19 protein-coding genes and 1 pseudogene are annotated in these 23743 nt (G+C 72.5%); 2 read left to right on the top strand and 18 right to left on the bottom strand.

Features of this window, described 5'->3' with window-relative positions; all coding sequences use genetic code 11:
* Positions 1-77 precede the first annotated feature (77 nt).
* The 7 genes and pseudogenes from ACGF3I_RS13310 to ligD form a co-directional block, all read right to left on the bottom strand.
* Positions 78-314 (bottom strand): annotated as a pseudogene (locus ACGF3I_RS13310) (SH3 domain-containing protein); the annotation flags it as partial.
* 252 nt (positions 315-566) lie between these two features.
* Positions 567-1898 carry an ATP-binding protein gene (locus ACGF3I_RS13305; protein WP_393131297.1) on the bottom strand — a complete coding sequence of 444 codons (1332 nt, stop codon included), beginning with the start codon at positions 1896-1898 and terminating at the stop codon, positions 567-569.
* Positions 1895-2671 (bottom strand): hypothetical protein, encoded by a 777-nt coding sequence (locus tag ACGF3I_RS13300; protein ID WP_393131295.1) that lies wholly within the window; start codon positions 2669-2671, stop codon positions 1895-1897. Before ACGF3I_RS13300 ends, ACGF3I_RS13305 begins: the two co-directional genes overlap by 4 nt.
* 81 nt (positions 2672-2752) lie before the next feature.
* Positions 2753-3379 (bottom strand): class F sortase, encoded by a 627-nt coding sequence (locus tag ACGF3I_RS13295; RefSeq protein ID WP_393131293.1) that lies wholly within the window; start codon positions 3377-3379, stop codon positions 2753-2755.
* A gap of 97 nt (positions 3380-3476) precedes the next feature.
* Positions 3477-3782: a zinc-ribbon domain-containing protein gene (locus ACGF3I_RS13290; RefSeq protein ID WP_393131291.1), complete on the bottom strand. Its 306-nt coding sequence runs from the start codon at positions 3780-3782 to the stop codon at positions 3477-3479.
* Positions 3783-4047: 265 nt separating this feature from the next.
* Positions 4048-4959, bottom strand: coding sequence for an ATP-dependent DNA ligase (locus tag ACGF3I_RS13285; RefSeq protein WP_393131289.1), 912 nt, complete (start codon positions 4957-4959; stop codon positions 4048-4050).
* Positions 4956-5840: a non-homologous end-joining DNA ligase gene (ligD, locus tag ACGF3I_RS13280; RefSeq protein ID WP_393131287.1), complete on the bottom strand. Its 885-nt coding sequence runs from the start codon at positions 5838-5840 to the stop codon at positions 4956-4958. Before ligD ends, ACGF3I_RS13285 begins: the two co-directional genes overlap by 4 nt.
* Before the next feature lie 99 nt (positions 5841-5939).
* On the opposite strand from ligD, the gene ACGF3I_RS13275 reads away from it, so the two are divergent.
* Together ACGF3I_RS13275 and ACGF3I_RS13270 are read left to right on the top strand one after the other, a co-directional pair.
* Positions 5940-7172, top strand: coding sequence for a Ku protein (locus tag ACGF3I_RS13275; RefSeq protein WP_393131285.1), 1233 nt, complete (start codon positions 5940-5942; stop codon positions 7170-7172).
* Between the two features lie 99 nt (positions 7173-7271).
* The gene (locus ACGF3I_RS13270; protein ID WP_393131283.1) at positions 7272-8360 is read left to right on the top strand and encodes a PP2C family protein-serine/threonine phosphatase; all 1089 of its coding nucleotides are present in this window, start codon (positions 7272-7274) and stop codon (positions 8358-8360) included.
* 47 nt (positions 8361-8407) lie between these two features.
* Here the strand turns inward: ACGF3I_RS13270 and ACGF3I_RS13265 are convergent, their stop codons facing one another.
* From ACGF3I_RS13265 to ACGF3I_RS13215, 11 genes are all read right to left on the bottom strand, one after another.
* Complete coding sequence (locus ACGF3I_RS13265) at positions 8408-9889, bottom strand: DUF6177 family protein (protein ID WP_393131281.1); 1482 nt, start codon at positions 9887-9889, stop codon at positions 8408-8410.
* A complete protein-coding gene (eccCa, locus tag ACGF3I_RS13260) occupies positions 9886-13893 on the bottom strand; it encodes a type VII secretion protein EccCa (protein ID WP_393131279.1) in 4008 nt (1335 codons plus the stop codon). Before eccCa ends, ACGF3I_RS13265 begins: the two co-directional genes overlap by 4 nt.
* Positions 13890-15362, bottom strand: a complete 1473-nt coding sequence (locus ACGF3I_RS13255; protein WP_393131277.1) for a hypothetical protein — start codon at positions 15360-15362, stop codon at positions 13890-13892. The genes eccCa and ACGF3I_RS13255 overlap by 4 nt, the downstream gene beginning before the upstream one ends.
* Before the next feature lie 2 nt (positions 15363-15364).
* Positions 15365-16729, bottom strand: a complete 1365-nt coding sequence (gene eccD / locus ACGF3I_RS13250; RefSeq protein ID WP_393131275.1) for a type VII secretion integral membrane protein EccD — start codon at positions 16727-16729, stop codon at positions 15365-15367.
* Positions 16730-16742: 13 nt separating this feature from the next.
* The gene (locus ACGF3I_RS13245; protein ID WP_393131273.1) at positions 16743-17039 is read right to left on the bottom strand and encodes a hypothetical protein; all 297 of its coding nucleotides are present in this window, start codon (positions 17037-17039) and stop codon (positions 16743-16745) included.
* A gap of 58 nt (positions 17040-17097) precedes the next feature.
* Positions 17098-17991 carry a pentapeptide repeat-containing protein gene (locus tag ACGF3I_RS13240; RefSeq protein ID WP_393131271.1) on the bottom strand — a complete coding sequence of 298 codons (894 nt, stop codon included), beginning with the start codon at positions 17989-17991 and terminating at the stop codon, positions 17098-17100.
* Positions 17975-20863 carry a hypothetical protein gene (locus ACGF3I_RS13235; protein ID WP_393131269.1) on the bottom strand — a complete coding sequence of 963 codons (2889 nt, stop codon included), beginning with the start codon at positions 20861-20863 and terminating at the stop codon, positions 17975-17977. Before ACGF3I_RS13235 ends, ACGF3I_RS13240 begins: the two co-directional genes overlap by 17 nt.
* Positions 20860-21276, bottom strand: coding sequence for a DUF6507 family protein (locus ACGF3I_RS13230; protein WP_393131267.1), 417 nt, complete (start codon positions 21274-21276; stop codon positions 20860-20862). Before ACGF3I_RS13230 ends, ACGF3I_RS13235 begins: the two co-directional genes overlap by 4 nt.
* Before the next feature lie 52 nt (positions 21277-21328).
* Positions 21329-21640: a pore-forming ESAT-6 family protein gene (locus tag ACGF3I_RS13225; RefSeq protein ID WP_393131265.1), complete on the bottom strand. Its 312-nt coding sequence runs from the start codon at positions 21638-21640 to the stop codon at positions 21329-21331.
* 18 nt (positions 21641-21658) lie between these two features.
* Positions 21659-21994, bottom strand: a complete 336-nt coding sequence (locus ACGF3I_RS13220) for a hypothetical protein (protein WP_393131263.1) — start codon at positions 21992-21994, stop codon at positions 21659-21661.
* 404 nt (positions 21995-22398) lie between these two features.
* Positions 22399-23163 carry a MerR family transcriptional regulator gene (locus ACGF3I_RS13215; protein ID WP_393131261.1) on the bottom strand — a complete coding sequence of 255 codons (765 nt, stop codon included), beginning with the start codon at positions 23161-23163 and terminating at the stop codon, positions 22399-22401.
* Positions 23164-23743 lie beyond the last annotated feature (580 nt).

Below are 23743 nucleotides of genomic sequence, written 5' to 3'. Positions count from 1 at the left end.
AGGGGTGGTCGGATGTGCGCCGGCGCCGTCCGCGATCGGGTCGCGGACGGCGCCGGGGCGGCGGCGGACGGCGGGGCTCAGCACCAGCGCGGCACGGGCCCGATGTTGTCGATGTAGTACGCCGAACCCCACGCCCAGGTGCCGTCGGTGAGCAGGTACCAGCGGTCGTTCCCGTTGACCCGGTCGCCACCGGTCTTGCAGAAGATGTGCACGATCGAGCCGTACGGGGCCTTGCCGACGATCCGGCTGCCGCGGGTGGGCCGGTCGCGCAGGAGCAGACCGGACTTGGCGGTGACGCGGCCCTTGTAGTCGTTGTGCACGGCTTCCTCGGCGGCGGCCGGCGAGGTGGTGGCGAGGACGGCCGCGGCGGCGGTGGCCACGCAGAGACCGAGTGCGGCAAGGGGTGAACGCAGGGACATGCTGCCTCCTGGAACAGGGCGGGGCCGCGGGTGGGCGGCCCTCGGTGCGCGTGCCTCACACTAAATTCGCTCGTTCAGGACCGCAAAGCGTGACGAGCCGTCACGGGGCGTGCGGAACCCGGCGGTCGGTCCGCGCCGGACGGGGCGTCACTGCGGGAGCGGGCCTTCTTCTGCCCCGGGCGCATCGAGGGCGACGTACTCCGGCAGGGCCAGCCGGGCCACCGCGCCGCCGTCCGGGGCGTTGCGAAAGCTCAGTTCCGCGCCGATGGCGGCCGCCTGGCCCACGGCGATCGTCAGGCCGAGGCCGTGGCCCTTGCTCCCGGCGTCGGTGCGGAAGCGCTGCGGGCCGTGGTCGAGGAGGTAGTCGGGATAGCCGGTGCCGTGGTCGCGCACGGTGACGACCGGGCCGTGCACCGTCAGCTCGACGGGGGCCTTGCCGTGCCGGTGGGCATTGGCGAGGAGGTTGCCGAGCACCCGCTCCAGGCGCCGCTTGTCGGTCTCCACGCAGGCGTCCCGCACCACGGTCAGGGTGGTGTCCGCCTCCGCGGTGCCGGACGCGACCGAGGCCCGTACCACCCGCTCCACCACCGGGGCGAGCTGCTGGAGGTCGAGGTCGACGGTCTCGCTGCCCGCGTCGAGCCGGGATATCTCCAGGAGGTCCTCGGTCAGCGAGCGCATCGCCTGCACCCGGTCGCGCACCAGCTCGGCCGGGCGGCCCGCGGGCAGCAGCTCGGCGGCCGCGTGCAGACCGGTGAGCGGGGTGCGCAGCTCGTGCGCCACGTCCGCGGTGAAGCGCTGTTCGCTGAGGAGCTTGCCCTGGAGCGTGGAGGCCATCGTGTCCAGGGCGCCGGCCACCGTGGCCACCTCGTCCTGGGGGCGCGAGGGGTCGCGGGTGCGGGGGTCGTTGACGCGGGCGTCGAGGTCGCCCGCGCCGATCCGGCGGGCCACCGTCGCCGTCTGGTGCAGGCGCCGGGTGATCCGGGTGACCGCGAAGACGCCGACGAGCAGGGTCGCCCCGATGGCGAGGATGGAGGAGCCGAGGATGGCCTTGTCCAGGCCGTTGATGGTGCGGGCGCTCTGGGTGTAGTCGATCTCCGCGGCCAGCGCGCGGCCGTCGGCGGGGCCGGCCGCCCACATCGTGGGGCGCCCGTGGTCGTCGTCGACCACGGTGCCCCGCTTGCCGGAGACGGCGAGCGCGCGCAGCGAGGGGGGCAGCTCCGGCGGGTCGATCCCCGCGCCGGGCGGCAGTTGTTCGCCGGCCTCGTACATCCGGGTGACGTCGGTCAGCCGGCCGAGCGCCTTGTTGCGGGCCTCGCCGACGGTCTGCCGGGTCACCGACACGTGCACCAGGACGCCGAGCAGGGACGCGAGCGCGCAGCACATCACGGTGATGAACACCGCGGCCTTCCACGTCAGGGTCGCGGTCCACGCGGGCCGGCGGGTCATCCGGGCCACGCGGGCCGTCCGGGGCAGTCTCATGGTGCGTCCGCCGTGGGGGTGGCCGACGGGCTCGCCGTCGGCGTCTTCTTCTTCGGCGACGGAACCAGCGGCGCGGAGCCGCTCGGCGCGGCGTGCTTGCCGCCCTGTTTGTTGCGCACGATCTCGTCGCGGGTGGGCAGCATCGCCTGCTGGTGGTCGTCCCAGGACCAGGCGGTGCGGTACTCGTAGCCCGGCATCCCCGCCGAGACCGACCGCAGGATCACGTCGCGGCCCGCGAGGTCCACGCTGATGATCTGGTCGACGGTCGACATGATGCGGATCAGGCCGCCGTCCTTGGCCGGCATGTAGCAGCGCACCGCGAGGTTCTGGTCCGGCATCCGGATGCCCAGGATCAGCTCGTCCCTGCCGTCGCCCGTCAGATCCCGGTAGTACGGCTTGAGCACCGGGCAGCCGGCCGGCTTCTGCTTGCAGGCGTTCAGCTGGCGGACCGTTTCGTCATAGAGCCCGTCCGCGCCGCTGTAGGTGTTCGGGTGCGCCTTCACCTCGGCCTGCACCACGGCGACCGGGTTCAGGCGGTGCACGTCGCCGTTCGGCACCTTGATGCCGGGCACCTGCTCGGTGTCGGTCTCGCCGTAGTCGTTGGGGGTCGCGGTGGCGGGGGGCATGTCGGGCCACAGGTGGATCGGTCCGACGGCCGTCGGCGTCGCACCCGAACCCTCCAGGTGGCCCGCACCGCCGCAGCCGGACAGCAGCAGGCCGCCCACTGCGGTCAGCAGGGGGACCAGGAGGGCTGTGCGGCGGTGGCGGATCAAGGTGCTCCTGTCGTGCGGGAACCCCAGGCTATTTCACCCTCCGCCGCTCCCTGTGGGGAGCCCCGGCGGGCCCGGGGGTGGTCAGCGGGCCCGGACCAGGTCGGCGTAGAAGATGATGTTGGCCGAGCGGTGACCGTCCTCGATGGGGCCGCCGCAGGTGATCAGGCGGAGCTCCGGACGGTCGGTCGTGCCATACACCTTATGCGTCGGGAAGTCCTTCTTCTCGACCTGCTCGGTCTCCCTGATGCGGAACACCGCGGTCGAGCCGTCCGCCCGGCCGACCTCGATCATGTCCCCGACCCGGATGTTCCGCACGTTGCGCAGCAGCGCCGGACCCCTGGCGGTGTCGTAGTGCGCCACGAGCACCGAGGCGCCCTTCTCGCCGGGCGTCACGCTGCCGGTGTACCAGCCCGGCTGCTCGGCCCGGTCCACCGGCGGCACCTCCAGCTCCCGCGCCGCGTCCACCCCGAGCCGCAGCACCGGCCCGGCGTCCACCCCCGCGGCGGGGATCACCAGCCGGGCCGGTGCGGAGGCCTTCAGTGGAGCGGGGGCCTCCGTCGCCCTGGGGGCGGCGGCGTTCCGCACCCGCACGTCGGGCGCCTTGGCCTCCGGGCCGGAGGAGCAGGCCGCGAGACCGCCGCCGAGGGTGAGCGCGAGCACGGAGGCGGCCGCGATCCGGGCGGTGCGCGGCACGGTGGGCGTCGTCATGCCTTTGACGCTAAATGTCCGCTGTTGCGGCTTTGCCGCACTCAGGTAACAGCCCGCCGTACATCGGCGGGCGAACCTGTTGCCGGACGGCCGCGGCCTACTGCTGGTAGGGGTTCTGGCCCTGCATCTGGCCCGGCTGCGGCTGCTGGCCGTACGCCTGCTGCGGCGCCACCGGCTGCGCCAGGAGCCCCTCGGCCTGCTCCTTGCTGATCTGCTGCTCAAGGCCGCAGAACGTGCACTGCGTGCGGAACTTCGTCGAGAACGGGAACAGCGGCACGAAGAACAGCGTGAACTTCGTGACGTACTTGCGCACCGCGTGCGCCGACGGGTTCCCGCAGTTGCCGCACACCAGCGTGAGCATCGCGAGCTGGTAGAGATAGCCGCGGCTGCCGAAAATGATCATTGAGTGGTTCCCCTCCCGGAATTCTGGCTCTGTGTCGCGCGTAAGTGTCCAGGCCGATCCCGCCCCGCGTCCATCACGTTGTGACGACGCCCACACGACGGGCCGCCCTCGCGGACGCCGGACTGTTCCCGGGGGTCGTGGCGGGGTGACGGGGCGGACGGGACGGCGGGTGACACCGGTACGCCGGCACGGACAGCCGCGACTGTACGTCAGCCGTCCCGACGGACGCTCCCCGCCGCCTGGTTCGACCGCGGCACCGGACGGCTCACGGCCCCGGGTCCGCCTCCCGCAGCCGCAGGACCACCGCTCCCGCATGCCGCGTGGTCGCCCACTCCACCTCGGCGAGCAGCCCCGCAGCGACCTCCCGGTACGCCACCTCGCCGAGCCCCGCCGCGACCGCCGTGCCGCTGCCGGGGGCCGCGAGCGGAGCGAGGGCGCGCCCCGCCTCGGCGCGCAGGGCGGCCGGCAGCGGACGCGACACCACCGGCACGTCGTCACCCGGCAGCACCAGGACCAGCGCCGCCGGGCGGGACGGGCTCCCGGTGTGGCCGACCACCACCGCCTCACGCGTATCGGTGTGCCGCAGCTTGCGCCAGGCGCGGTGCCCGGACCGGTAGGGAGCGTTCAGGCGTTTGGCGACCAGCCCCTCGATCCCGCTCGCGGGCAGCGTCTCGTACCAGGTCAGGGCGGTCTGTGCCGAGGTGGTCATCGGCACCGCCTGGAGCGGCGGCCCCAGCGGCGCGAGGATCTCGACCAGGCGGGCCCGGCGCAGCTCGTACGGCTCGGCCCGCAGGTCGCGGCCCGCGTCCGCGAGCACGTCGAAGGCGGCGTACGAGGCGGGCAGGCGGCGGGCGAGCAGGGGAGCGCGGGCCGGGGTCGCGGCGGCCCGGCGCTGGACCGCCGCGAAGTCCGTACGCCCCGCTGCCCACACCACGACCTCGCCGTCCAGCACCGTGCCGGGCGCCAACTCCCGTGCCGCGTCGGCCAGATCGGGAAAGGCGCCGGTGATGATCCGCCCCGAACGGGCCTGGAGCACGACCCGGTCCTCGGTGCGGAACACCACCATCCGGTGGCCGTCGAACTTCGGCTCGTACGCCCAGCCGGCCCCGCGCGGCAGCCGGTCCACCGCCTCCGCGAGGGCGACGGAGAGCGGCGGGCGCAGGGCCGCGGCGCTCACGGCAGCCGACCCGCCGCGCCGGGCTCGGACAGGGGGGCGAGGAGATCGCCGTCCCGTTCGAGACGGGGCACGATGTCACCGATCAGGAACGTCAGGGCGGCCGGGTCCGTACACGATTCGACCTCCGCCCAGGACACCGGCGCGGACACCGTCGGACGCTCCTTGGCGCGGGCCGTGTAGGGCGTCGCGGTGGTCTTGGCCGCGGAGTTCTGGCTGAAGTCGACGAAGACCTTGCCCGGCCGCAGCACCTTGGCCATCTTGTGCGTCACCAGACCCGGCAGCGCCGCCTCCGCCTCCCTGGCCAGCGTCTTCGCATACGCCGACACCTGCTCGGACGGGGTCGGCTCCAGCGGCGACAGCAGATGGAGCCCCTTGGAGCCCGAGGTCTTGGCGTAGGCGTGCAGCCCGTCGGCCGCGAGCCGGTCGCGCAGCCACCGCGCCACCGCACAGCACTCGACGACGCCCGCGGGCGCGCCCGGGTCGAGGTCGAGCACGAGCCGGTCGGCCCGCGCGGGCGCCTCGGCCCGCCACTGCGGGGTGTGGAACTCCACCACCAGGTTGGCCGCCCACATCAGGGTGGCGAGGTCGGCCACCACCACCTGGCGCGCCCCCTTGTCCTCCGTGCGCGGCACCTCGGCGGTCTTCACCCAGGCGGGGGTGCCGGGCGGCGGATTCTTGGTGAAGAAGCGCTGGCCGTCCGGACCGTCCGGATAGCGCAGGAACGACACCGGGCGGTGGACCAGATGCGCCAGGAGCGGGCCCGCGACGGAGGCGTAGTAGTGCAGCAGCTCGCCCTTGGTGGTGCCGGTGGCCGGATAGAGCACCTTGTCCAGGTTCGAGAGAGGGATCCGCCGCCCCTCCACCTCCGTGATCGGCGTCATACGATGAGAGTCCCACGAACCACATCAAACACACTCATTCGGGATGAAAACGGATCAAGCGGGGCAGCGAGCGACTTCACGGGACACAGAGGAGCAACAGTGCGGTCCATCTGGAACGGCGCCATCTCGTTCGGCCTGGTCAGCATCCCGATCAAGCTGGTGAACGCGACCGAGAGCCACTCGATCTCGTTCCGCCAGATCCACACCGCGGACGGCGGCCGGGTCCGCTACCGCAAGGTGTGCGAGCTGGACGGCGAGGAGCTGAGCACCGACGAGATCGGCAAGGCGTACGAGGACGCCGACGGCTCGATGATCCCGATCACCGACGCCGACCTCGCCTCGCTGCCGCTGCCCACCGCCAAGACGATCGAGATCGTCGCGTTCGTGCCGGCCGACTCGATCGACCCGCTCCAGATGGACGCCGCGTACTACCTCTCCGCCAACGGCGTGCCCGCCGCGAAGCCGTACACCCTGCTGCGCGAGGCCCTCAAGCGCAGCCGCAAGGTGGCCATCGCCAAGTTCGCGCTGCGCGGCCGTGAACGGCTCGGCATGCTCCGGGTGGTCGACGACGTGATCGCGATGCACGGGCTGCTCTGGCCGGACGAGATCCGCGCGTCCGACGAGGCCGCCCCCGAGGAGGACGTGAGCGTGCGCGACGCCGAACTCGACCTGGCGGACGCCCTGATGGACACGCTCGGCGAGGTCGACATGGCGACCCTGCACGACGACTACCGGACCGCGGTGGAGGAGCTGATCGCCGCGAAGGCGGACGGCGCCGTCACGCCGTCCGAGCCGGCCCGCGCGGCCGGGGGCGGCAAGGTCATCGACCTGATGGCGGCCCTGGAGAACAGCGTGAAGGCCGCGAAGGCGGCGCGCGGCGAGGACGGGGACGCCGGGGCGGAGACGGCCCGGGTGGCCGAGGTGACGGACCTCGGCTCCCGCACGTCCGCCGCCCGGGGCGCGGCACCCGCGAAGAAGGCGACCAGGACGACGGCGGCGCAGAAGACGACGGCCGCGCAGAAGGGGAAGGCGTCGGCGTCGAAGAGCACCGGCGGAACGTCGAAGGGAGCGGCTGCGGGCAAGCAGACCCCGGCCAAGCCGTCCGCGGCGAGGTCGAGCGCGGCCAAGTCCAGCGCGGCCAGGTCTGGCGCCGCCGGGTCGGGCGCCGCCGGGTCGGGCGCGGCGAAATCGGGCGCCGCGGCATCGACCGGCTCGGCCAGGAAGACGACGGCGGCCAGCCCCAAGTCCACCGGCGCGAAGAAGTCCACGGCCACGACCGCGAAGAAGGCGGCGGCGAAGAAGGCGACCCCCAAGAAGCGTGCCAGTGCCTGATGTTCACGCCCGGCGCGCGGCCTCGATTCGGTAACGGAAGGGTTGCGCCGCGCCCACGATGGCGAAATGGATGCCCAGGGGTGTGAAAGGGGCGCGGCCATGGTGCGAAGAACCGGCGATGGCCTCACCCGTACCGAGGAGCGCGCGGGCACCGACCCCGAAGTGCTCTCGGTGCTGCCGTACGCGGTGATGGCCCTGGTGGTCCTGGCCAACCTGATCGCGGGCCCCACCGTGGGGCTGCTGCCGCTGGTCTCGCTGGGGCCGGCCTTCGCGGGTCTGGTCGGCGGCTGGCGGCGTACGGTCGTCGCCGGGCTGACGGCCCTGGCCGCAGGGGTCGGGCTCGGCATCTACAGCGGCCTCTTCGAGGAACGCAGGGGCTTCGCGTCGCTGGCCGCCGTCGCGGGGGTGACCGCGGTGGGCGTGGCCGGCAGTGTGATGCGCGGGCGCCGCGAGGCCGAACTCGCCGGGATGCGCTCCATCGCCGAGGTCGCCCAGCGGGTGCTGCTGCGCCCGGTGCCGCGCAGCGCCGGACATCTGCGCGCGGCGGTCTCGTACACCTCGGCGGTGGCGGAGGCGCGGATCGGCGGGGACCTGTACGAGGTGGTGTCGTCGCCCGAAGGGGTACGGGTGATCATCGGGGACGTCCAGGGCAAGGGCCTGGAGTCCGTCGAGACGGCGGCCGTGGTGCTCGGCGCGTTCCGCGAGGCGGCCCATGACGAGCCGGACCTGCGCGGCGTGGGGGCGCGCATCGAGCGGGCGGCCGGGCGGGCGCTGCAGGGCGAGAGGTTCGTCACCGCGATCATCGCCGAACTCGACCCCGCGAACGGCGCCGTGTTCCTCAACTACGGCCATCCGCCACCCCTGTTGGTACGCGCCGACGGCTCGGTGTCCTTTCCCGAACCGGCGCGGTACGCCCTGCCCCTCGGGCTCGGCCTCGGCCCCGACGAGGCCCCCGAGCCCTTCCGGGTCGCCTTCGCCCCCGGCGACCAGCTCCTCCTGTACACCGACGGCGTCACGGAGGCCCGCGACCGCACGGGCGCCTTCTACCCCCTGGGCACTCGCACCCTCCTCCTCAAGGACCCGGACCCGGAAGCGGCCCTGGAGTCCCTGAGGAAAGACCTGATCCTCCACACGGAGGGGCCGCTGCACGACGACGCGGCGATGCTGCTGCTCCGCCACCGCGAGTAGCTCCGCGCGGGGTGCGGGGGACGTGCATGCTGGCCGGCGCCGCGGGGTCAGGGGCGCGGCGACACCTCCAGATGAGCCGTCAGCCGCTCCAGACGCGCCCACGCCCCCGCGTCCTCCCCGTCACCCAGCACGTAGTGCACGGACGGTGCCGCAGCCGGACCGAGTCGCGCGGGCCGCAACGACAGCGGCGGCCGGAGCGCATGCGTGAGCCCCGCCGTGCGCACCCCCTCTGCCCCCAGCGTGTACGACACCGGCACCGGCGGCGCCTCGAACGACGGCGGTACGGCGAGGTCGCGGCGCCCGCGGCGCAGCGAGACGAGCATGTTGGCCAGTCCGTGCGACTCGGCCAGCGTCGTGGCCAGCGCCTGCGCCGCATCGAGCGGCACCTGCTCGTCCGCCCCGTACCCGAGCGTGAGCGTGGCGTCCGCGGACACGCCCCCCTCGACCCGGGTCACCCGGAGCCCCGCGAGCGCCGGCCGCGCCGGGTCGCCGACGGCGAGGAGCTGCGTCGGCTCGGGCGCCCTGTCGCGGGCCAGATCCGTCAACTGCCTGGTGGACCAAGGGAGGTTGATGGGCTCCGCGGTGCCCCAGCCGGCCGGGGCCGCGCCGGTCAGTGCGAACCAGGCCGTTTCGAGGGCGCGGCCGAGGACGAGGTTCTCGTCCGCGTCGTGGAGCGTACGGAACGCCACGATCAGCTGCCGTTCGGCGCCGCCCGGGGCCGAGCCGCCCGGCCCCGGCCCGTCCGCCCCCGACCCCTCCGCCCCTGACCCCTCCGCTCCCGCGCTGAACGCCTCCGCCACCACCGCCCGCCCGGCCGCATCCCGCGCCGGCGCGAACGTGCCGTCCTGCCAGCGCAGTACCGCGCCGGACAGCCCGTCGTAGTACCCGCAGTCGGGATCCTTCACCACCCACCGGTTGGGCGCCCCGGTCAGCGCCGTTCGCAGCGGAAGGCTGAGCCGCACCTCGGGCGGCGTCACGATCTGCAGGGCGCGGCGGCTCTCCACCGCCGCGCGCAGGACGTGCGAGAGCCACGCGGTCAGCGCGACGAGCGGTCGGTCGCACATGACGACCGCCGTCGATTCGGTGAGGACGTCGACGGTGGGGTGCGCGCCGCCGCTCACGGACCGCGCGCCCACCTCGCCCTCCGCCGCCACCGGCACGACGTCCGTGATCGCCGCTCCGGGCGGCCACGCGGCGCCGCCGAGCAGCGTGGTGAGCCGCCCCGCGACCGACCCGGCGAGCCGCTCCGCCTCGGGCGCCGCCGTCGAGGCCCGCGCCTCCGTCCACCAGAACGGCAGCTCGGGCGAGCGGACTTGACCCGCGAGGAGACGCTCCACCTCCCCGGGTACCCGCATGAGCAGCGGCGCCTCCAGGGAGACGAGGGGCCGCCCGTCCGCGGCACAGAGCTGCACCACCGCCCCGTCGCCACCGGTGTCGACGGTGAGCCCGGGCCCGCCCGCGTAGAGGCCGGCGAGCAACGCCCAGGTGTCGGGCATCCCGGGGGTGAGGGCGATGACGTCCTTGGTCACGAGTGCTCTGCTTCTTCCGGCTGGTGCGCGAGGGCGGTCTGGACGAGCTGGTGGCGCCGCCCGCGGCGTACCAGGAAGCCGCGGCCCGGTGGTTGCGCGGCCGCGTACAGGCCGGGGAAGAGCTGCCCCTCCGTGCGGTCGCCCGCCATCACGAGCGCGGTGGTGCCCGTCTCGCGCAGAGTGGTCAGGAACGGTTCGTACAGCGCCCGCGAGGACCCGGCGACGCGGCGGGCCACCACGAAGTGCAGCCCGATGTCCTGCGCGCAGGAGATGAACGGCAGGAACGGCGCGAGCGGTTGCTGCCCCGCGGTGGTCAGGATGTCGTAGTCGTCGACGAGGACCACGATCCGCGGGCCGCTGAAGGAGGGACCCTCCGGCAGCGCGTCGTGGTCCACGCTCTCGTCCGGCAGCCGCTTCTCCAGCTCGGTGGCGATGCCCGCCGCCAGCCCCGCGCTGATCTTCGCGTTGTGCGCGTAGCCCCCGCGGTACGGCTCCGGCACCACGCCGCGCAGCCCGCGCCGCGGGTCGAACACCGCGAAGACCAGCTCCTCGTCGCTGTAGCGCGCCGTGAACTGCTGCGCGATGAGCTTGAGCAGATTGGTCTTGCCGCACTCGTTGTCGCCGAGGACCAGCAGATGCTGGTCCTGCTCGAACAGGTCGAGCAGGACGGGGTCGAGCGCGTCCTGATCGACGGCGATCGGGATCCGCCTCGGTTCGGCCGCCGGGGAGGGCAGCCGCTGCGCGGGCAGCCGTGTCGGCAACACCCGTACGGGAGAAGCGAGTTCGCCGTGCCACATGGCCCGTACGGTCCGTGCCGCGTCCTCCAGGGCGGGGCCGAGGCCGGCCGCCGAGGACACCGCGTCGGTGCGCGGCAGCGCGGCCTGCGCGAACAGCTTGCCGTTGGTCAGGACCCGGCCCGGGGTGTCCGGGGCGAGCGTCTCGGACAGCTTGCGGTCGATCGCCGAGTCGGTGGGATCGTTGAGCCGCAGCTCCAGCTGCGTACCGAACATCGACTGGGTCGCGATGCGTACGTCGTTCCAGCGCAACATGCCCGCCACGATGTGGATGCCGTAGCCGCTGCCCCGCTTGAGCAGATCGGCCACCGCGTCGTCGAGATCGGCGAACTCGTCGCGCAGCGCCCCGTACCCGTCGATCAGCAGCACCACGTCGGTCGAGCCGAGCTCGGGCAGCCGGCCCTGCGCGCGCAGGGAGCGCAGCTGGTCCACCGAGTCAATGCCGTGCGCGCGGAAGAGCTCCTCACGGGCGGCGAGCATGGCCCGCACCTCGGCGACGGTCCGCGCGGCCCGCTCGTGGTCGGCGCGCCCGGCGATCCCGCCGACGTGCGCAAGCCCCGCGAGCGCGGCGAGACCCCCACCGACCAGGTCGAGCCCGTACAGGGCAACCTGCGCGGGTGTGTGGGTCAGGGCCAGGGAGAGGGCGAGGGTGCGCAGCAGCGTCGTCTTGCCGGACTGCGGGCCGCCGATGACGGCCACGTGGCCGCCCGCCACCGTCAGGTCGAGCGTCCAGGGCCCCTGCCACTGCCGGCCCGGGTCGTCGAGCAGGCCGAGCGGCACCCGCATCGGACCGGGCCGGTGGCTGAGCCGCAGCCCGTGCTCGGAGACCTTGAGGGGGCCCGCCGCGGCGTCGAGGCTGATCGCGCCGGGCAGTGGCGGCAGCCAGATCCGGCGCACCGGCGGGGCCGCCGTCCGCAGCTGGTCGACCATGGCCGACATGACCGTCGGCCCGGTCTCGCGCACGCGCATCTGCGGCTCCGCCACCGCCTGGGCCCCATCGCCGTGCGCCGGGGAGTTGAAGCTCGGGTAGGGCCGGGCGAGCGGGGTGTCGTCCTGCTGTTCCAGGACGGCCGGACCCCGGTGGGCCCCCGAGACGTACCCCGCCTTGAACCGTTCGTACGTGGACGTGTCCACCTTCAGATAGCCGAAGCCGGGCAGCGGTGGCAGCTGGAAGGCGTCCGTGGTGTCCAGGACGGTGCGGGACTCGTCGGCGGAGAACGTGCGCAGGCCGAGCCGGTAGGAGAGGTAGGTGTCCAGGCCCTTGAGCTTGCCGCCCTCGATGCGTTGGCTGGACAGCAGCAGATGGACGCCGATGGAGCGGCCGATCCGGCCGATCGACAGGAACAGGTCGATGAAGTCGGGCTTCGCGGTGAGGAGTTCACCGAACTCGTCGATCACCACGAACAGGTGCGGCAGCGGTTCGAGGTCGGGCCGCCCGGCGCGCAGCGCGGCGTAGTGCCCGATGTCGGCGACGTTGCCCGCGTCCTTGAGGACCTGCTGACGCCGCTTGACCTCGCCCGCGAGACTGGTGTGCACGCGCTCGACGAGACCCGCCCGGTTCTCCAGGTTGGTGATCACCCCGGCCACGTGCGGCAGTTCGGCGAACGGCGCGAAGGTGGCGCCGCCCTTGTAGTCGACCAGGACCAGCGCCAGGTCCTCCGGCGGATGCCCCGCGACCAGCGCAAGGACCAGCGTGCGCAGCAGCTCCGACTTGCCGGATCCGGTCGCCCCGACGCACAGCCCGTGCGGGCCCATGCCCAGCTCGGAGGATTCCTTCAGGTCGAGCAGGACCGGCTGGTGCCGGTCGTCTAGCCCGATCGGCACCCGCAGGAACGCCCGGTCGCCCCGCGGCGCCCACAGCCGGTCGATGTCCAGCCGCGCCGGGTCGTCGATGCCGAGCAGCGCGGGGAAGTCGACGGGACCCGTCACCGGGGTGCCGTCGGCGACCGACTCCGCGGACAGCCGCAGCGGCGCCAGCATCCGCGCGAGACCCTCCGCGCCCGCGGTGCTCATCGCGTCGCACACGCCATGGGCCACGACGGGCCGCGGCGCGGCGGGGTCGCGCAGGTCCTCCACCGTGATCCGCTCCCCGTCCACGGTGATCCGGACACTGACCCGGTCCGGCTCGTGCACCTGCTGTTCGAGGAGGTGCAGCACCGTCACCCCCATGTCGCCGAGCCCCACCGCCGCGTCCGGGCGCGGCAGTTCCGCGGCGGGCAGACCGTACTCGTCGCTCACCACGAGCAGCCGGTCGATCATCATCAGCGCGTCCCGGTCCGACAGGCCCCGGCGCACCTCCGCCGCGTACGAGGCACGGCGCCGCAGCTCCGTACGGATCAGCCGGGCCAGCTGCGGCATGCTCGGCGCGATGCGCCGTGCCGCGACCGGACCGTCGCTCTGCAGGGAATCCAGCACATGGGGCAGCCACTTGGCCCACTCCCACTCCTCGATCCGCTCGCCCGGCACGGCGAGCGCGATCGCGAGGTCGTCCGGCGCGTGCGTCACGGCCGACTGCGCGAGCAGCGCCCGCGCCACCCGCAGCACACCCTCGCGGTCACCGACCACACTCACATCGGCGGCCCGGTCGAGCGGCACCGTCAGCGGCGACTCGGTGGCCGTGGCGTACCGGGCCACCAGCGCCCGCGCCTCGTTCAGCATGAACGGATCCGGCGGGGTCAGCACGCCCTGCGTGCTGTTCTGCCCGATCGACAGGTCCTGCGCCGGTACGGTGCCGGTGCCCACCCGCACCCGCAGGAAGTCGTGGTCACCACGCCGCCGCTCCCACAGCCGCGCCGGATCGCGCACCAGGTCGTACAGCGCCTGCGGCGGCGGGTTGAGCAGCCGGGCGCGCAGCCTCGACTCCCGCTCCACCGCGCCCAGTTCCTCGCGCTGCTCCTCCAGATACTCCAGATAGCGCTCGCGCTGGGTGCGCCGGGTGCGCTGCGCCTTGCCCCGCTGGGACAGGAACAGGGCGACCGCGCCGAGCAGCGCCACCACCAGGACGATGGCGCCGAGCCCCGCGAACCGGCTGTTGCGGATCACCGTCATCATGATCACGGAGCTCATCACGCCGGCCATCGGCAGCAGCGCGGTCGCGGCGGTGCCGGTCTTGCCCTCGGGCAGGTTGGGCGGCGGCTCCACGGTGCGGGGCGCCGACGGGCCGCCCGGCCGGGTCGAGCGGGCCGGACGGTGGACCTGACGCAGCGTCATCGCGCCCTCGCCGCCCGCTCCATCGCCTCGGCGGCCAGCGCGACGGCGGCCCGGCGGGTGGCCTGGCCGAGCAGTGCGGTCTGGATGGGGCCTCCCTGGGCCAGATGCCGGTCGTAGGGGACCGGGAACACGGTGACGCCCGCCTCCCGCAGATGCGCGGTGGCGGCCTTCACGTCCAGTGTCATGTCGGGGGAGTTGGCGGTCAGTGCCACCACGGTGGTGGCGAGCGCCTGGTGCGGAAGGTGGGCGAGCCAGTCAAGGACGACCCGGGTGCCGCCGACGCCCTCCGCGGTCATCGGCGCCACCACGACCCGGGCGTGCGCGGTGTCCATTGCGGTACGGGCCACCTCACCGGGCAGCGTCTCGCAGTCGACCACCGTCACCGCGAAGTAGCGGCGCAGCGCGAGCGTCACGGTGCGGTACGTGCGCATGCTCAGCGGCGCACCGAGGCGGGCCTGGCCCGCCGGCAGCAACCAGCCGCCGTCGGTTATCGGCACCAGATAGCCGGTGACGTCGGTCAGCTGCATCGCGGGAGTCAGGATGGGGGCGAGGTCCGCACAGCACCAGCGCACCGACTCGGCGCCCAGTCGCACCGGCAGCGTGCCGAGCGCACCGTCCGCCTCCAGGGCGAGGACCGGATCGTGCCGGTAGTGGTTGAAGCTCCGGGCGAGCAGCGCCGCCACGGTGGTCTTGCCGACACCGCCCCTGATCGAGGTGACCGCGATGACCCGCCCCGTCGTCACGGGCTGCTGCAACTCCTGCCCGATCCGCGTCTCCTCGGCCACGTCCTGCGACGCGGACGAGCCGAGCCTGCGCACCGAACGCCCGGCCCGCCTGGTCACCGAGTCCCCGTGCACCGGCCTGCCGAGCGCCAGGGCGAGCCGGGGGTCGACGGTGGGTACGGACTCGGGCGTCGCCAGGGGCACGACGGCGTCGCGCCCGCCGGGGACGCGGAGTCCGGGGAGGGTGGCCGGGCGGGGGTTCCGCGCCGCAGTTCCCGGGTGCCGGGCCCCCGGCACCGGACGGGCGTCACCGGCCGCGGCGGCCCCGGTTCGCCCGGCGCCCGCGTACTGAGGGTCGGGCACGGCCTCGGCGGCAGCGGGCCCGGCATGCTGCGGGGCGCCAACGTCCGCATCCAGTACGGGTGTTGACGCACGGGGGTCAGCCACGGGCGTTGCAGCACGGAGGTCAGCGCCACCGGGCCGGGGCTCGTACCGGTGCATCCGGAACGTCCCCTCGGCCGGTCCGGCCGGCGCCCGCTCGCCCGTCGCCTCCGGCCCGGCCGCCGGCGCCGCGAAGGGGAAGCCGTCACCGTCCGCGCCCGCACGTGTGGGCGCGGCCGTCCCGGCGGGGCCCCGGGGCGCGGCCGGGTGCGGGGGCGCGGCCGGCGCCGGGCCGTCCCCGCTCAGCTCGCGCAGCACATCGCGCTGCCAGTCCTCGCCCACCACCACACCCCGACCTCTGCGCATCCCTACGCGAACGTACCGAGAAGACGCCCGTACACCCCGAACACCCCGAGCACCAGCGGGAACAGCGCGATCACGCCGATCGACTCCAGCGCGTCGCCGAACCGCCGCAGCCGGACCCGTACGTGGTCCGCGGGCTGGACGACGAGCACAGCGACCGGTGCCACCGCGAGCACCACGAGCAGGGCCAGCGGCCCGAACGCCGCGGTGCGGTCCCACCAGACCCAGGCGAGCCGGCCGGCCACCGCGGCGGCCGCGGCGAACAGGGCGACGACCTCGGCGACCAGCGGATAGGCCCGCGCGCGCAGGGCGAGCACCACGGCGAGGACCGAGGCGAGCGGCACCGTCCACACCGTCGGCGTGCGCAGCACCAGGACACCGGCGACCGCCGCGCAGCCGGCCACCACGATCGTCGCGAGGGCGAGCCCCCGGTGGGTGGCGGCCAGCGCCGTCGACACCTGGTAGCGGCTGACCGAAGTGCCGCTGGAACGCCGGTCGTCGAGGCCCGAGAGGCCGGACGCCATGAGGGCGAGGCGGGGCAGCACCCCGAGCGCCAGCACCGTCACGACGCCCACGACCGCTCCGGCCCGTGCCTGCCCGACGGCGGACCCCGCACCGGACTGGAACGCGATCACGGCTTCCCAGCAGCTGCCACCGCCGGCGACCGCACCAGCACCCACGAGCCCGCCCCGCCCGAGCGGAGAGAACAGCCCGAGCAACAGCAACGTCAGGGTGAGGGCGCCGGCGACCGCGCCGAACCGGACCCCGCCGGGCCAGCCGTCCGCGTCGGCAAGCGTCCACGCGCCGAGCACGGCGAGCGCGCCGCCCGTCACGACGAGGGTGGTCGCGGGGCCGCGCTGCCCGGCCCGGGCGAGGACCGCTCCGGCGAGCGCGCCGACACCGGCCACGGCGAGCAGTACCGCGCCGACCGCGGACAGGGCGAACTCCTCGCGCGCCAGGGCTCCGGCCGCCAGCGCCCAGCCGACCGTGGCGAGCCCCGCGACGGCCCGGCGCGCCGCGGGCGACCAGCGCCAGGCGCGTACGTCGAGATCGTCGGCGGCCTCGTCGGTGACGTCGTGCACGACGGGCGCCGACGGGGCGTCCTCGGCCCGCACGAGCCGCAGCACCGCGCCGTCGGGCACTCCGGACGAAGCGAGAGTCGAGTCCTGTGCCAGGACCGCTCCGTCGGACGTCGTCAGATGGCGCAGCATCGGCCGCGCGCCCGGGCCGTCGCCGAGCAGCCGCAGGACGTCCGGCAGCAGAAGCCCGATGGGCTCGTCGGACGGCAGTACGAGATCGACCCGGCGCTGTTCGCCAACCAGGGTGACCCGGCTCAATGCCGTCGGCTTCGCTGATCCCGTAATCACCACGCGTGCGAACCTATCATCGGACGGAAACCTTCCCGGAAGAGGGAGAAGGCGGCACCGGGGAATGCGCCGGAGACTGAACCGAAGTCCCGTACGGGGACTCGCCGATGAGCCTGTGCGAAATGAACGACCAGCCCACGCACCCCGCGCACAGAACCGCCGCAATCACCATTCCGGCAAAGAGCTTCCCGAGCCGTTCATCGACCGAACGACGCCCGCGCTGCCCCCCGAACAAAAGGGCATCGCGCAGGCGCCGACGCCGTACCGAAACCGATTCGAGCAATTGGCTGTCATAGTCCTGCGCGGCACTCATGCCTGGGCCATCCCCTTCCGGATCACCTGACAGAGCACATGACGGGTCACGTGCTGGATCACGGTCGTTCGCGGAGCTTGGCGGTCACCACCGCGACAAAGGCGTCCGCCTCGGCCTCGGTGATCTCCACATGACCGACCTCATTGTGGCCCAGTTCGTAGAGACGGAGATATTCGGTCGGCTCCCAGCGCAGATTGCGCGTGAAAGCCTCGTCGTACGCGACCCCGTCGAGGAAACGCCGCCGGACGATACCGCGCGGGCCGCTGCGCGGATAGCCGTCGCCGATCTTCGCGTAGTACGTGACGGGCGCCGCCGCGGGGTCGATCACCCGCACCTGGGCGCCCCGGTCGTTCAGCCACAACTCCAGCTCCCGGCCGCGCACTTCACTGCGCTGCCCGCCGCTCTCCACGGTCATCGGCCCGAACAGCGTGCCGGAGAGCCCCTCGACGACTGTGCTCTCGTCGACCACCACGCGGAACGAGGTCTCCCTGACGGCGGCCCCACCGAGGTCGGCGCCCTGAAGGAGCGTGCCGAGCAGCGCGGCGCCGTGGAGCCGCGCGCCGCGCAGCGAGGCACCTCGGGCGTCGGCGTCGGACAGATCGGCGCTGCCCAGGTCCGCGCCGTCGAGCTCGGCGCCCCGCAGGGACGCGTCGTCGAGGACGGCCTTGACGAGCCCGGCCCCCGTCAGATTCGCCCCGTCGAGCACCGCGCCTTCCAGGTGGCACCGGTAGAGGTCGGTGCCCACGAGCACGGCGTCCCTGAGCACCGTCCGGGTAAGCATTCCGTTGCCCAGATCGGCGCCGGACAGGTCGGCGCCCGTCAGATCGAGCCCGTCGACACCCAGCAGGGAGTCCGGCTGCCCGGCCCACTCGCGGAGCGCGGCCGCGGCCGCCGCGTCCTTCGGCAGCGCCCGGACGATCCGCTGCCCGCCTTCGTCACGGATACCAGACAACCCGATCACTCCACCCATGGTCCTCGACAATTGCCCTGACATCGTCAATGGCGGCCTGATCGGCATTGCGCATGTCCAGAATGACCACACGCTTCCTGTTCACGATCTGGTCCTCCAGTTTGCGCACCCAGCTCCCATTGTTCGCGGGATCGTACGCGCCCTTGAACGGCAGCGACTTGTCGCGAACGTTATTGAGGGGAGGCCAGTCGGAGTGTACGCCCTTGATGTCGTAGAACTCCCCGGTGCCGGGTGAATACAGGTCGCCCTGATTTGCCCCCGGCGGCCGCTGAATGTCCGACGGCACCTTCCCGCTCTCACGCATGTCGAGGGCGATCCGCGCCTCGTCCATCTCGGACGGCTTGACCTTCCCCTTGTGATCTGGGTCCTGCTTCAGAACGTCGAAATCGTGCGCGTACTTCTGCGCCAGGTCCTGGAGGTGCGTGTCGTGCGCCGTGCGCTCGGCCGGAGTGAGCTCAGGCGGCGGCCCATTTCCGTGTACGGAAGCGGGACCGTGCTGCCCGTGATCGACGTGCGGTGTCTCCGGCAATGCCGAACCGTGCGGTTCATGGCCGAGAACGATGTGGAGATCCCCGGCGCCGTGCGGCACCGGCACCTTCCCGAACAGTGCGCTCTGCTCGGCACGGATGGCCGCGAGCTCGTCGTGGGCAATGCCGGGCAGCCGCTCCTGCTCGTACAGGAGATGACCGTCCATCTTGGCCGTGAAGCTCTCCGGGGTGTGGAACTGCACCTCGAAGACCTGACCCGACACCGGGTCCCGCCAGGTCGAGTTGATGCCCTTGTAGCCCGCGCTGTCCCAGGTGTTCTTGAACGTGACGTTCTCGAACCCGCGGCTCCGGAAGTCGTCGACGGCCTGCTGCACGCCGTGTGCATAGTCCTTGGCCGGCAGCTCGACGGTGTAGCGCAGCGAGTCCTTGACGTCGGCGAGCGCGTCCTCGGGCCGCAGCATCGGGTCTTCGTGCAGCGCCGTCGCGATCTTGCGCTTGAGGGAATCCTCGCCCTTCATGCGGTATTCGAGGCCGTTGAGCTTGCCGTGGTCGACACGGTCGGCGGCGGACTTCACCGCGTCGGTGATGTCCGGCTCGGCCGTCTGGGCGCGGTGCAGGAAGTCGTCGGCGGCCGCGTTGGTGTGCGGATCGAGGTGCAGCCCCTGGGGGCCCTCCCACGAACCGTCGGGCAGATTGCCCGGGGGTTCGCCCGGCCCTTCCGGAAGGTGTGGGCCACCGCTGCCCGGAGGGCCTCCGGCGTCGCCTCCGGTCCCGGTGCCGGAGCCCGTCCCCGGCTCACCCGGGTGCGTACTGCCTCCGTGACCGCCGGCGCCGATGTCGTGGTGACCGCCGGTGCCGAGGTCGCCGTGCGGGTTCGGTACGGAGCCGGGTGAACCCGAGCTGTGCGGGACGGTCGGTGTCTCGTGGCTCGCGGCCGGCCCGGGATCATGGCCGGCACGGTCGCCCGCGCCGACGAGGACTGGTTCTTTGACCCCGCCCGGAACCGACGCGTCGACGTGCGGCAGGGAACTCTTCAGGTGGGCGATGTCGTCCGCGCTGAGTTCCACCTTCGCCGGCGCCGCTGTCCCGTCGGGCTTGTAGACCTGCCCATCATCGAGGTTGAGCCGGCTGCCGCCGGGCCACTCGATGTAGTTGCCCTTGACCACGGGCAGGTCCGCGTTCTTCGCGTACGGGCCGGCGAGGTCGAGCCTGCCGCCGTGGGCGAGGACGTCGGCGTAGTGACCGCTGGTGATGTTCCTGAGGTTGCCGAAGAGGTCGCCGACCTTGACGACGCCGAGCTTGCCCGCCTTCAGTACATAGGTCATGGGGTCGACGGCCTTGGCGACCTTGCCGGTGACGGAGAGGGTTTTGGCGACGGCTCCGCCCTTGGCCGCGCTGCCCGCGCCGCCGGTGAAGACGGTCGTCAGCACGTTGAAGGTGACCCCGCCCGCCGCCCGTGCGGGGTTCTTGCCCCATTCGTCCCAGCCGACCAGCGCCTTGCCGGTCTCCTTCATCGCCTTGCGCGAATCACGCAGCCAGCCGGGCAGCGCCTTGTCGGGGGCCGCCCAGAAAAGACCACTGAGGGGGGTGCCGGTGATGACGAGGCCGGTGGCGAGCTTGGCGAGGCCGGTCCAGGCCGCCCCGGCCTTGTCCCAGCCGTCGGTGCCGACGAGGGTGCCGAGGCCCTTGATGGTGCCCCATACGCCGTCGACGATGAACCCGTCCCACACGAACGACTTGGTCTGCTCCCACAGCCAGCGCAGCCCCGTGTACTCCCGTTCCGCATAGCCGCCCCACGGGGTTTCCTCGGCATGGGTGAGGGCGTCGGCGGAGAACCCGTACATACCGGGCTTGTGACTGCCGTCGTCAACAGTGAGCCTGCTGCCGCCGACCAGGGCCGTGATGGCGTCGTGGCAGGCCCGTTCGGCGTCGGTGAACGCCGCCACGGTGGCCCCGACGTCCTGCATCAGCCGCGTGTTGTGGTCGATCTTCGACTGGTCGCGCCGCCAGTCGTCGTCCCCGGCGATGCTGTCGGTGAACGCGAATGCCTCGATGCGCAGACTCTTCAACTTGGCCACCAGAGGCCGCACTTGGCCCTCGTAGGTGGCGAGCGCGGTGGCCGCCTTCTCCAACTCGTCGGCGAAATCGTCCGACTGCGTCTTGACGGGCAGCGTGGTGGCGAACAGCTGGTCCGCCTCAGGCGCGTGGTAGCAGGCGGACAGCCCCTGGAACTCCTTGTGGACGTCCGCCCCGGCGTCCCGGAACGCGCCGGCCTGATGCGTGAGCGCGGCGGCATCCTTGGTGAGCTGGTCCAGATCCCCGGTGAACTGGGGGATCTGGCCGGGCTCGATGACGTCCTTGCTCACTTGGACCCGTCCGGCCCGGGCTCGACCGGCTTGCCGTCCGAACCGATCTCCTGGCCCTGCTCGTTGACGACGGGCTCCTTCACGGCCTGGCTCTGCTTGTTCGCGGCCATCGCCAGGTCGCCCTTGACGTACTCGGTCGTCGCATCGAACGCACCCTGCAGCGAACGCTGGGTACGCACGGCGATGTAACCGAGCTGCTGCGCCTTGTGCTGCATGAATTCGCCCAGCGCGCCGCCGACCGGGCCCACGGGCACGTCACCGCAGTACGGCCCGGAGATCGTGCCCGCCGAGGAAGCCGCCGACTTCAGGCCCTCCTGCATCGCCGTCCCGGCCTTCGACATGTCCTCGGCCGCCAGACCCGTCTTCTTCAGCACGCCCGAAACCCCGGACGGCCCGATGTCCCAACCCGTCATCGCCCTGTACCCCCGTACTTCAACTCACCCGCACGACACGTCCGTTGCCGACTCACCCGATGGCGTCGACTGCCGCCCTGGCCTTGGAGAGCGTGGAGTGGGCGGTGTCGTCGTTGAGTTCGAGGGTGCCGCGGACGAGACGGATGATCTCGCGGACTTCGCCGGCCGCCTTGTTCCAGCGCAGTTCCTTGCCGTGGTACTCGTCCGAGACGCCGTCGGCCGTGAACTCGGCCATGGCCGCCTTCACCGCGCGGTCACGGTCGTTGAGGACACGCTCCAGGTGCCCGATGATCCCTGCGAGACCGCCCTGCACCTCGGTCGAAGCGCCGGTGTCATAGCTGCGCCGGTCCAGATTCTGACCCATGTTCCTGTCCCCCCGGTCCTAGTGGCGCGCGCCGAAGCGGGCCGCGTCGAAGTTCGCCGATGCCATGTTCTGGTGGGCGTTGGACTCCTGCTCGTGGTCACCCGTGCCGAACGCGCTGTCCATCCCGGACTGACCGCCCAGGATGTCCTGCAACGACCCGTTCAGATCGTTGGTGATCTCATCGGCGTGGTTCTTGAACGAGTCGAAGGCGACCTTCCCGGCCCCGTTGAATTTCCCCTCCAGGGGGTCCGCCGCCGCGATCAACTGCCGGATCAGCGCCCCGAGATCACCACTCGACCCCTCGGTGCTCTTCCCGAGATCGGACAGAGTCGTGGAACCCATGTCGAACTTCACGCACACACCCCCGTAAACGACGAAACACGCACCACGGCCACGCGGCGCGCGTCCATGTCTACCCACTGGCGATTGCACGCGCAACGCACATCCGTCCGCCCGGAACGTTCTTGGCCCCCGACAGCACCCGTCATCTGGCCGCCCTGGCGTGCTGGAACGCCGCTCTTGGCGGTTACGAACCCGAAACGGCGCATGGAGGGCGTCAAAAGGCCGCGAGCCCAGGCGCGCCGAAACCTGGCCGAAAGGTGCCGCGCCGGATCACCGCCGCACTCGATTGCCGCCGCAGCGGATGGCCCGGGGGTCTGCAGCCCCCCGGAGCGTAGGTCGCGCAAGGTCGCGCGCTCTGTGCAAGGACGTCCGGTGCACCGGACGAACCGGGCCCGTTCGCGTGCGGGCCGGCCCGGTCAGCTCAGCCGGGTGTCGGCGTAGACCAGCATCGCGTCCCGCTGGTACACGGCGAGGCCCTCGGCGATCTTGTCGTAGTTGGCGCGCATCTCCGGGGTGTCGACGTAGGTGTTGGCCAGTCCCTTGTACGCGACGGCGTTCGGCGTCCAGAACCGGCAGACACCCCGGTAGTGCTCGTGGATCTCGGCCTGGACGGCGGGGTCGTCGGCCGGCGTACCGGCCGCCATGAACTCAGCGATGCGAATCATCTGCGCCGTCACCTCGCGCTGCCACCGCTCGCTGTCCTCGTCGGTCATCGCGTCGACGGCCCGCCGGGACTGCTCCCACGCCTCGGGCCACCGCTCGCGCACCTTCGCGTCCTCCTCCGCGGAGGGCTCGAACCCCTCGAACAGGTTCTCCGGACGATTGATCTTCGTCATGCCGTTCCTCTCCTCTGATGTCTCCAGTTCGGCGATGGTGCGCCCGACCGTGCGGGCCAGCGTTCCGAGCCGGTCCTGCTCCGCGAGCAGCCGCTGATGGTGCTCGCGGAGTACGGCCACGCGGTCGACCTGGCTGTCGAGCACCGCCCGGATCTCGCGCAGCCCGAGTCCGAGCTCGCGCATCAGCAGGATCTGCTGCAACCGCAACAGATCGGCCTCCTCGTAGTGGCGGTGCCCATTGCTGCCCATCCAGGCGTGCGGCAGCAGACCGATCTCGTCGTAGTGCCGCAGCGTCCGGGACGTCACCCCTGACATGCGGGCCACATCCGCGATCGACCAAGCCATGGCCGTGCCTCCCATCGCCGGGCCGGGGAGCGTCCGCCGGCCACACCGAGGACGGTAGGAGTTGACGCAACGGAAACCGCAAGTACCGGGCCGCGGCGCTCTGCGGGAGATCCGGCTGAGGCGTCGGCGAAGGTGTCGGCTGAGGTGCTGGCTGAGGTGCCGGTGGCCAAGGAGTGACGTGGGTGTCGCAGGACAGGGCGGCGTCGCGAGAGAGGGGGAGTGGGCGGGGCACGAACGCCCCGGAACCTCGTGTAGTGTTCTCCGAGTTGTCGCGCAGCCGGGATGGTTCCGCGCCAACCATTCGCCGCAGATTCTGCGGCAACCCCAACTCAGCACGATCCCCGACCGGGGTGAATTCGGCATGCCGCATTCCCGTACGGCGGGCCCGATGACTCGATTACGAATCACCGGACGGATCAGCTAGAGTTCGGGACGTCGAAACGGCCCAACAGCCGGGAAGACAACCCGATTTCGACCGGAAATCAGGCCCGAAAGGATCTGATAGAGTCGGAACCGCCGGAAAGGGAAACCCGAGAGGGAGAACCTGAAAGGCACCGAGGAAATCGGACACGAAAGAGTC

Origin of the sequence: Streptomyces sp. NPDC048111, from assembly GCF_043202815.1 — a bacterium.
Lineage (GTDB): Bacteria > Actinomycetota > Actinomycetes > Streptomycetales > Streptomycetaceae > Streptomyces.
The sequence above is the reverse complement of the archived record's forward strand: the minus strand, read 5'-3'. Positions and strand labels throughout refer to the sequence as shown.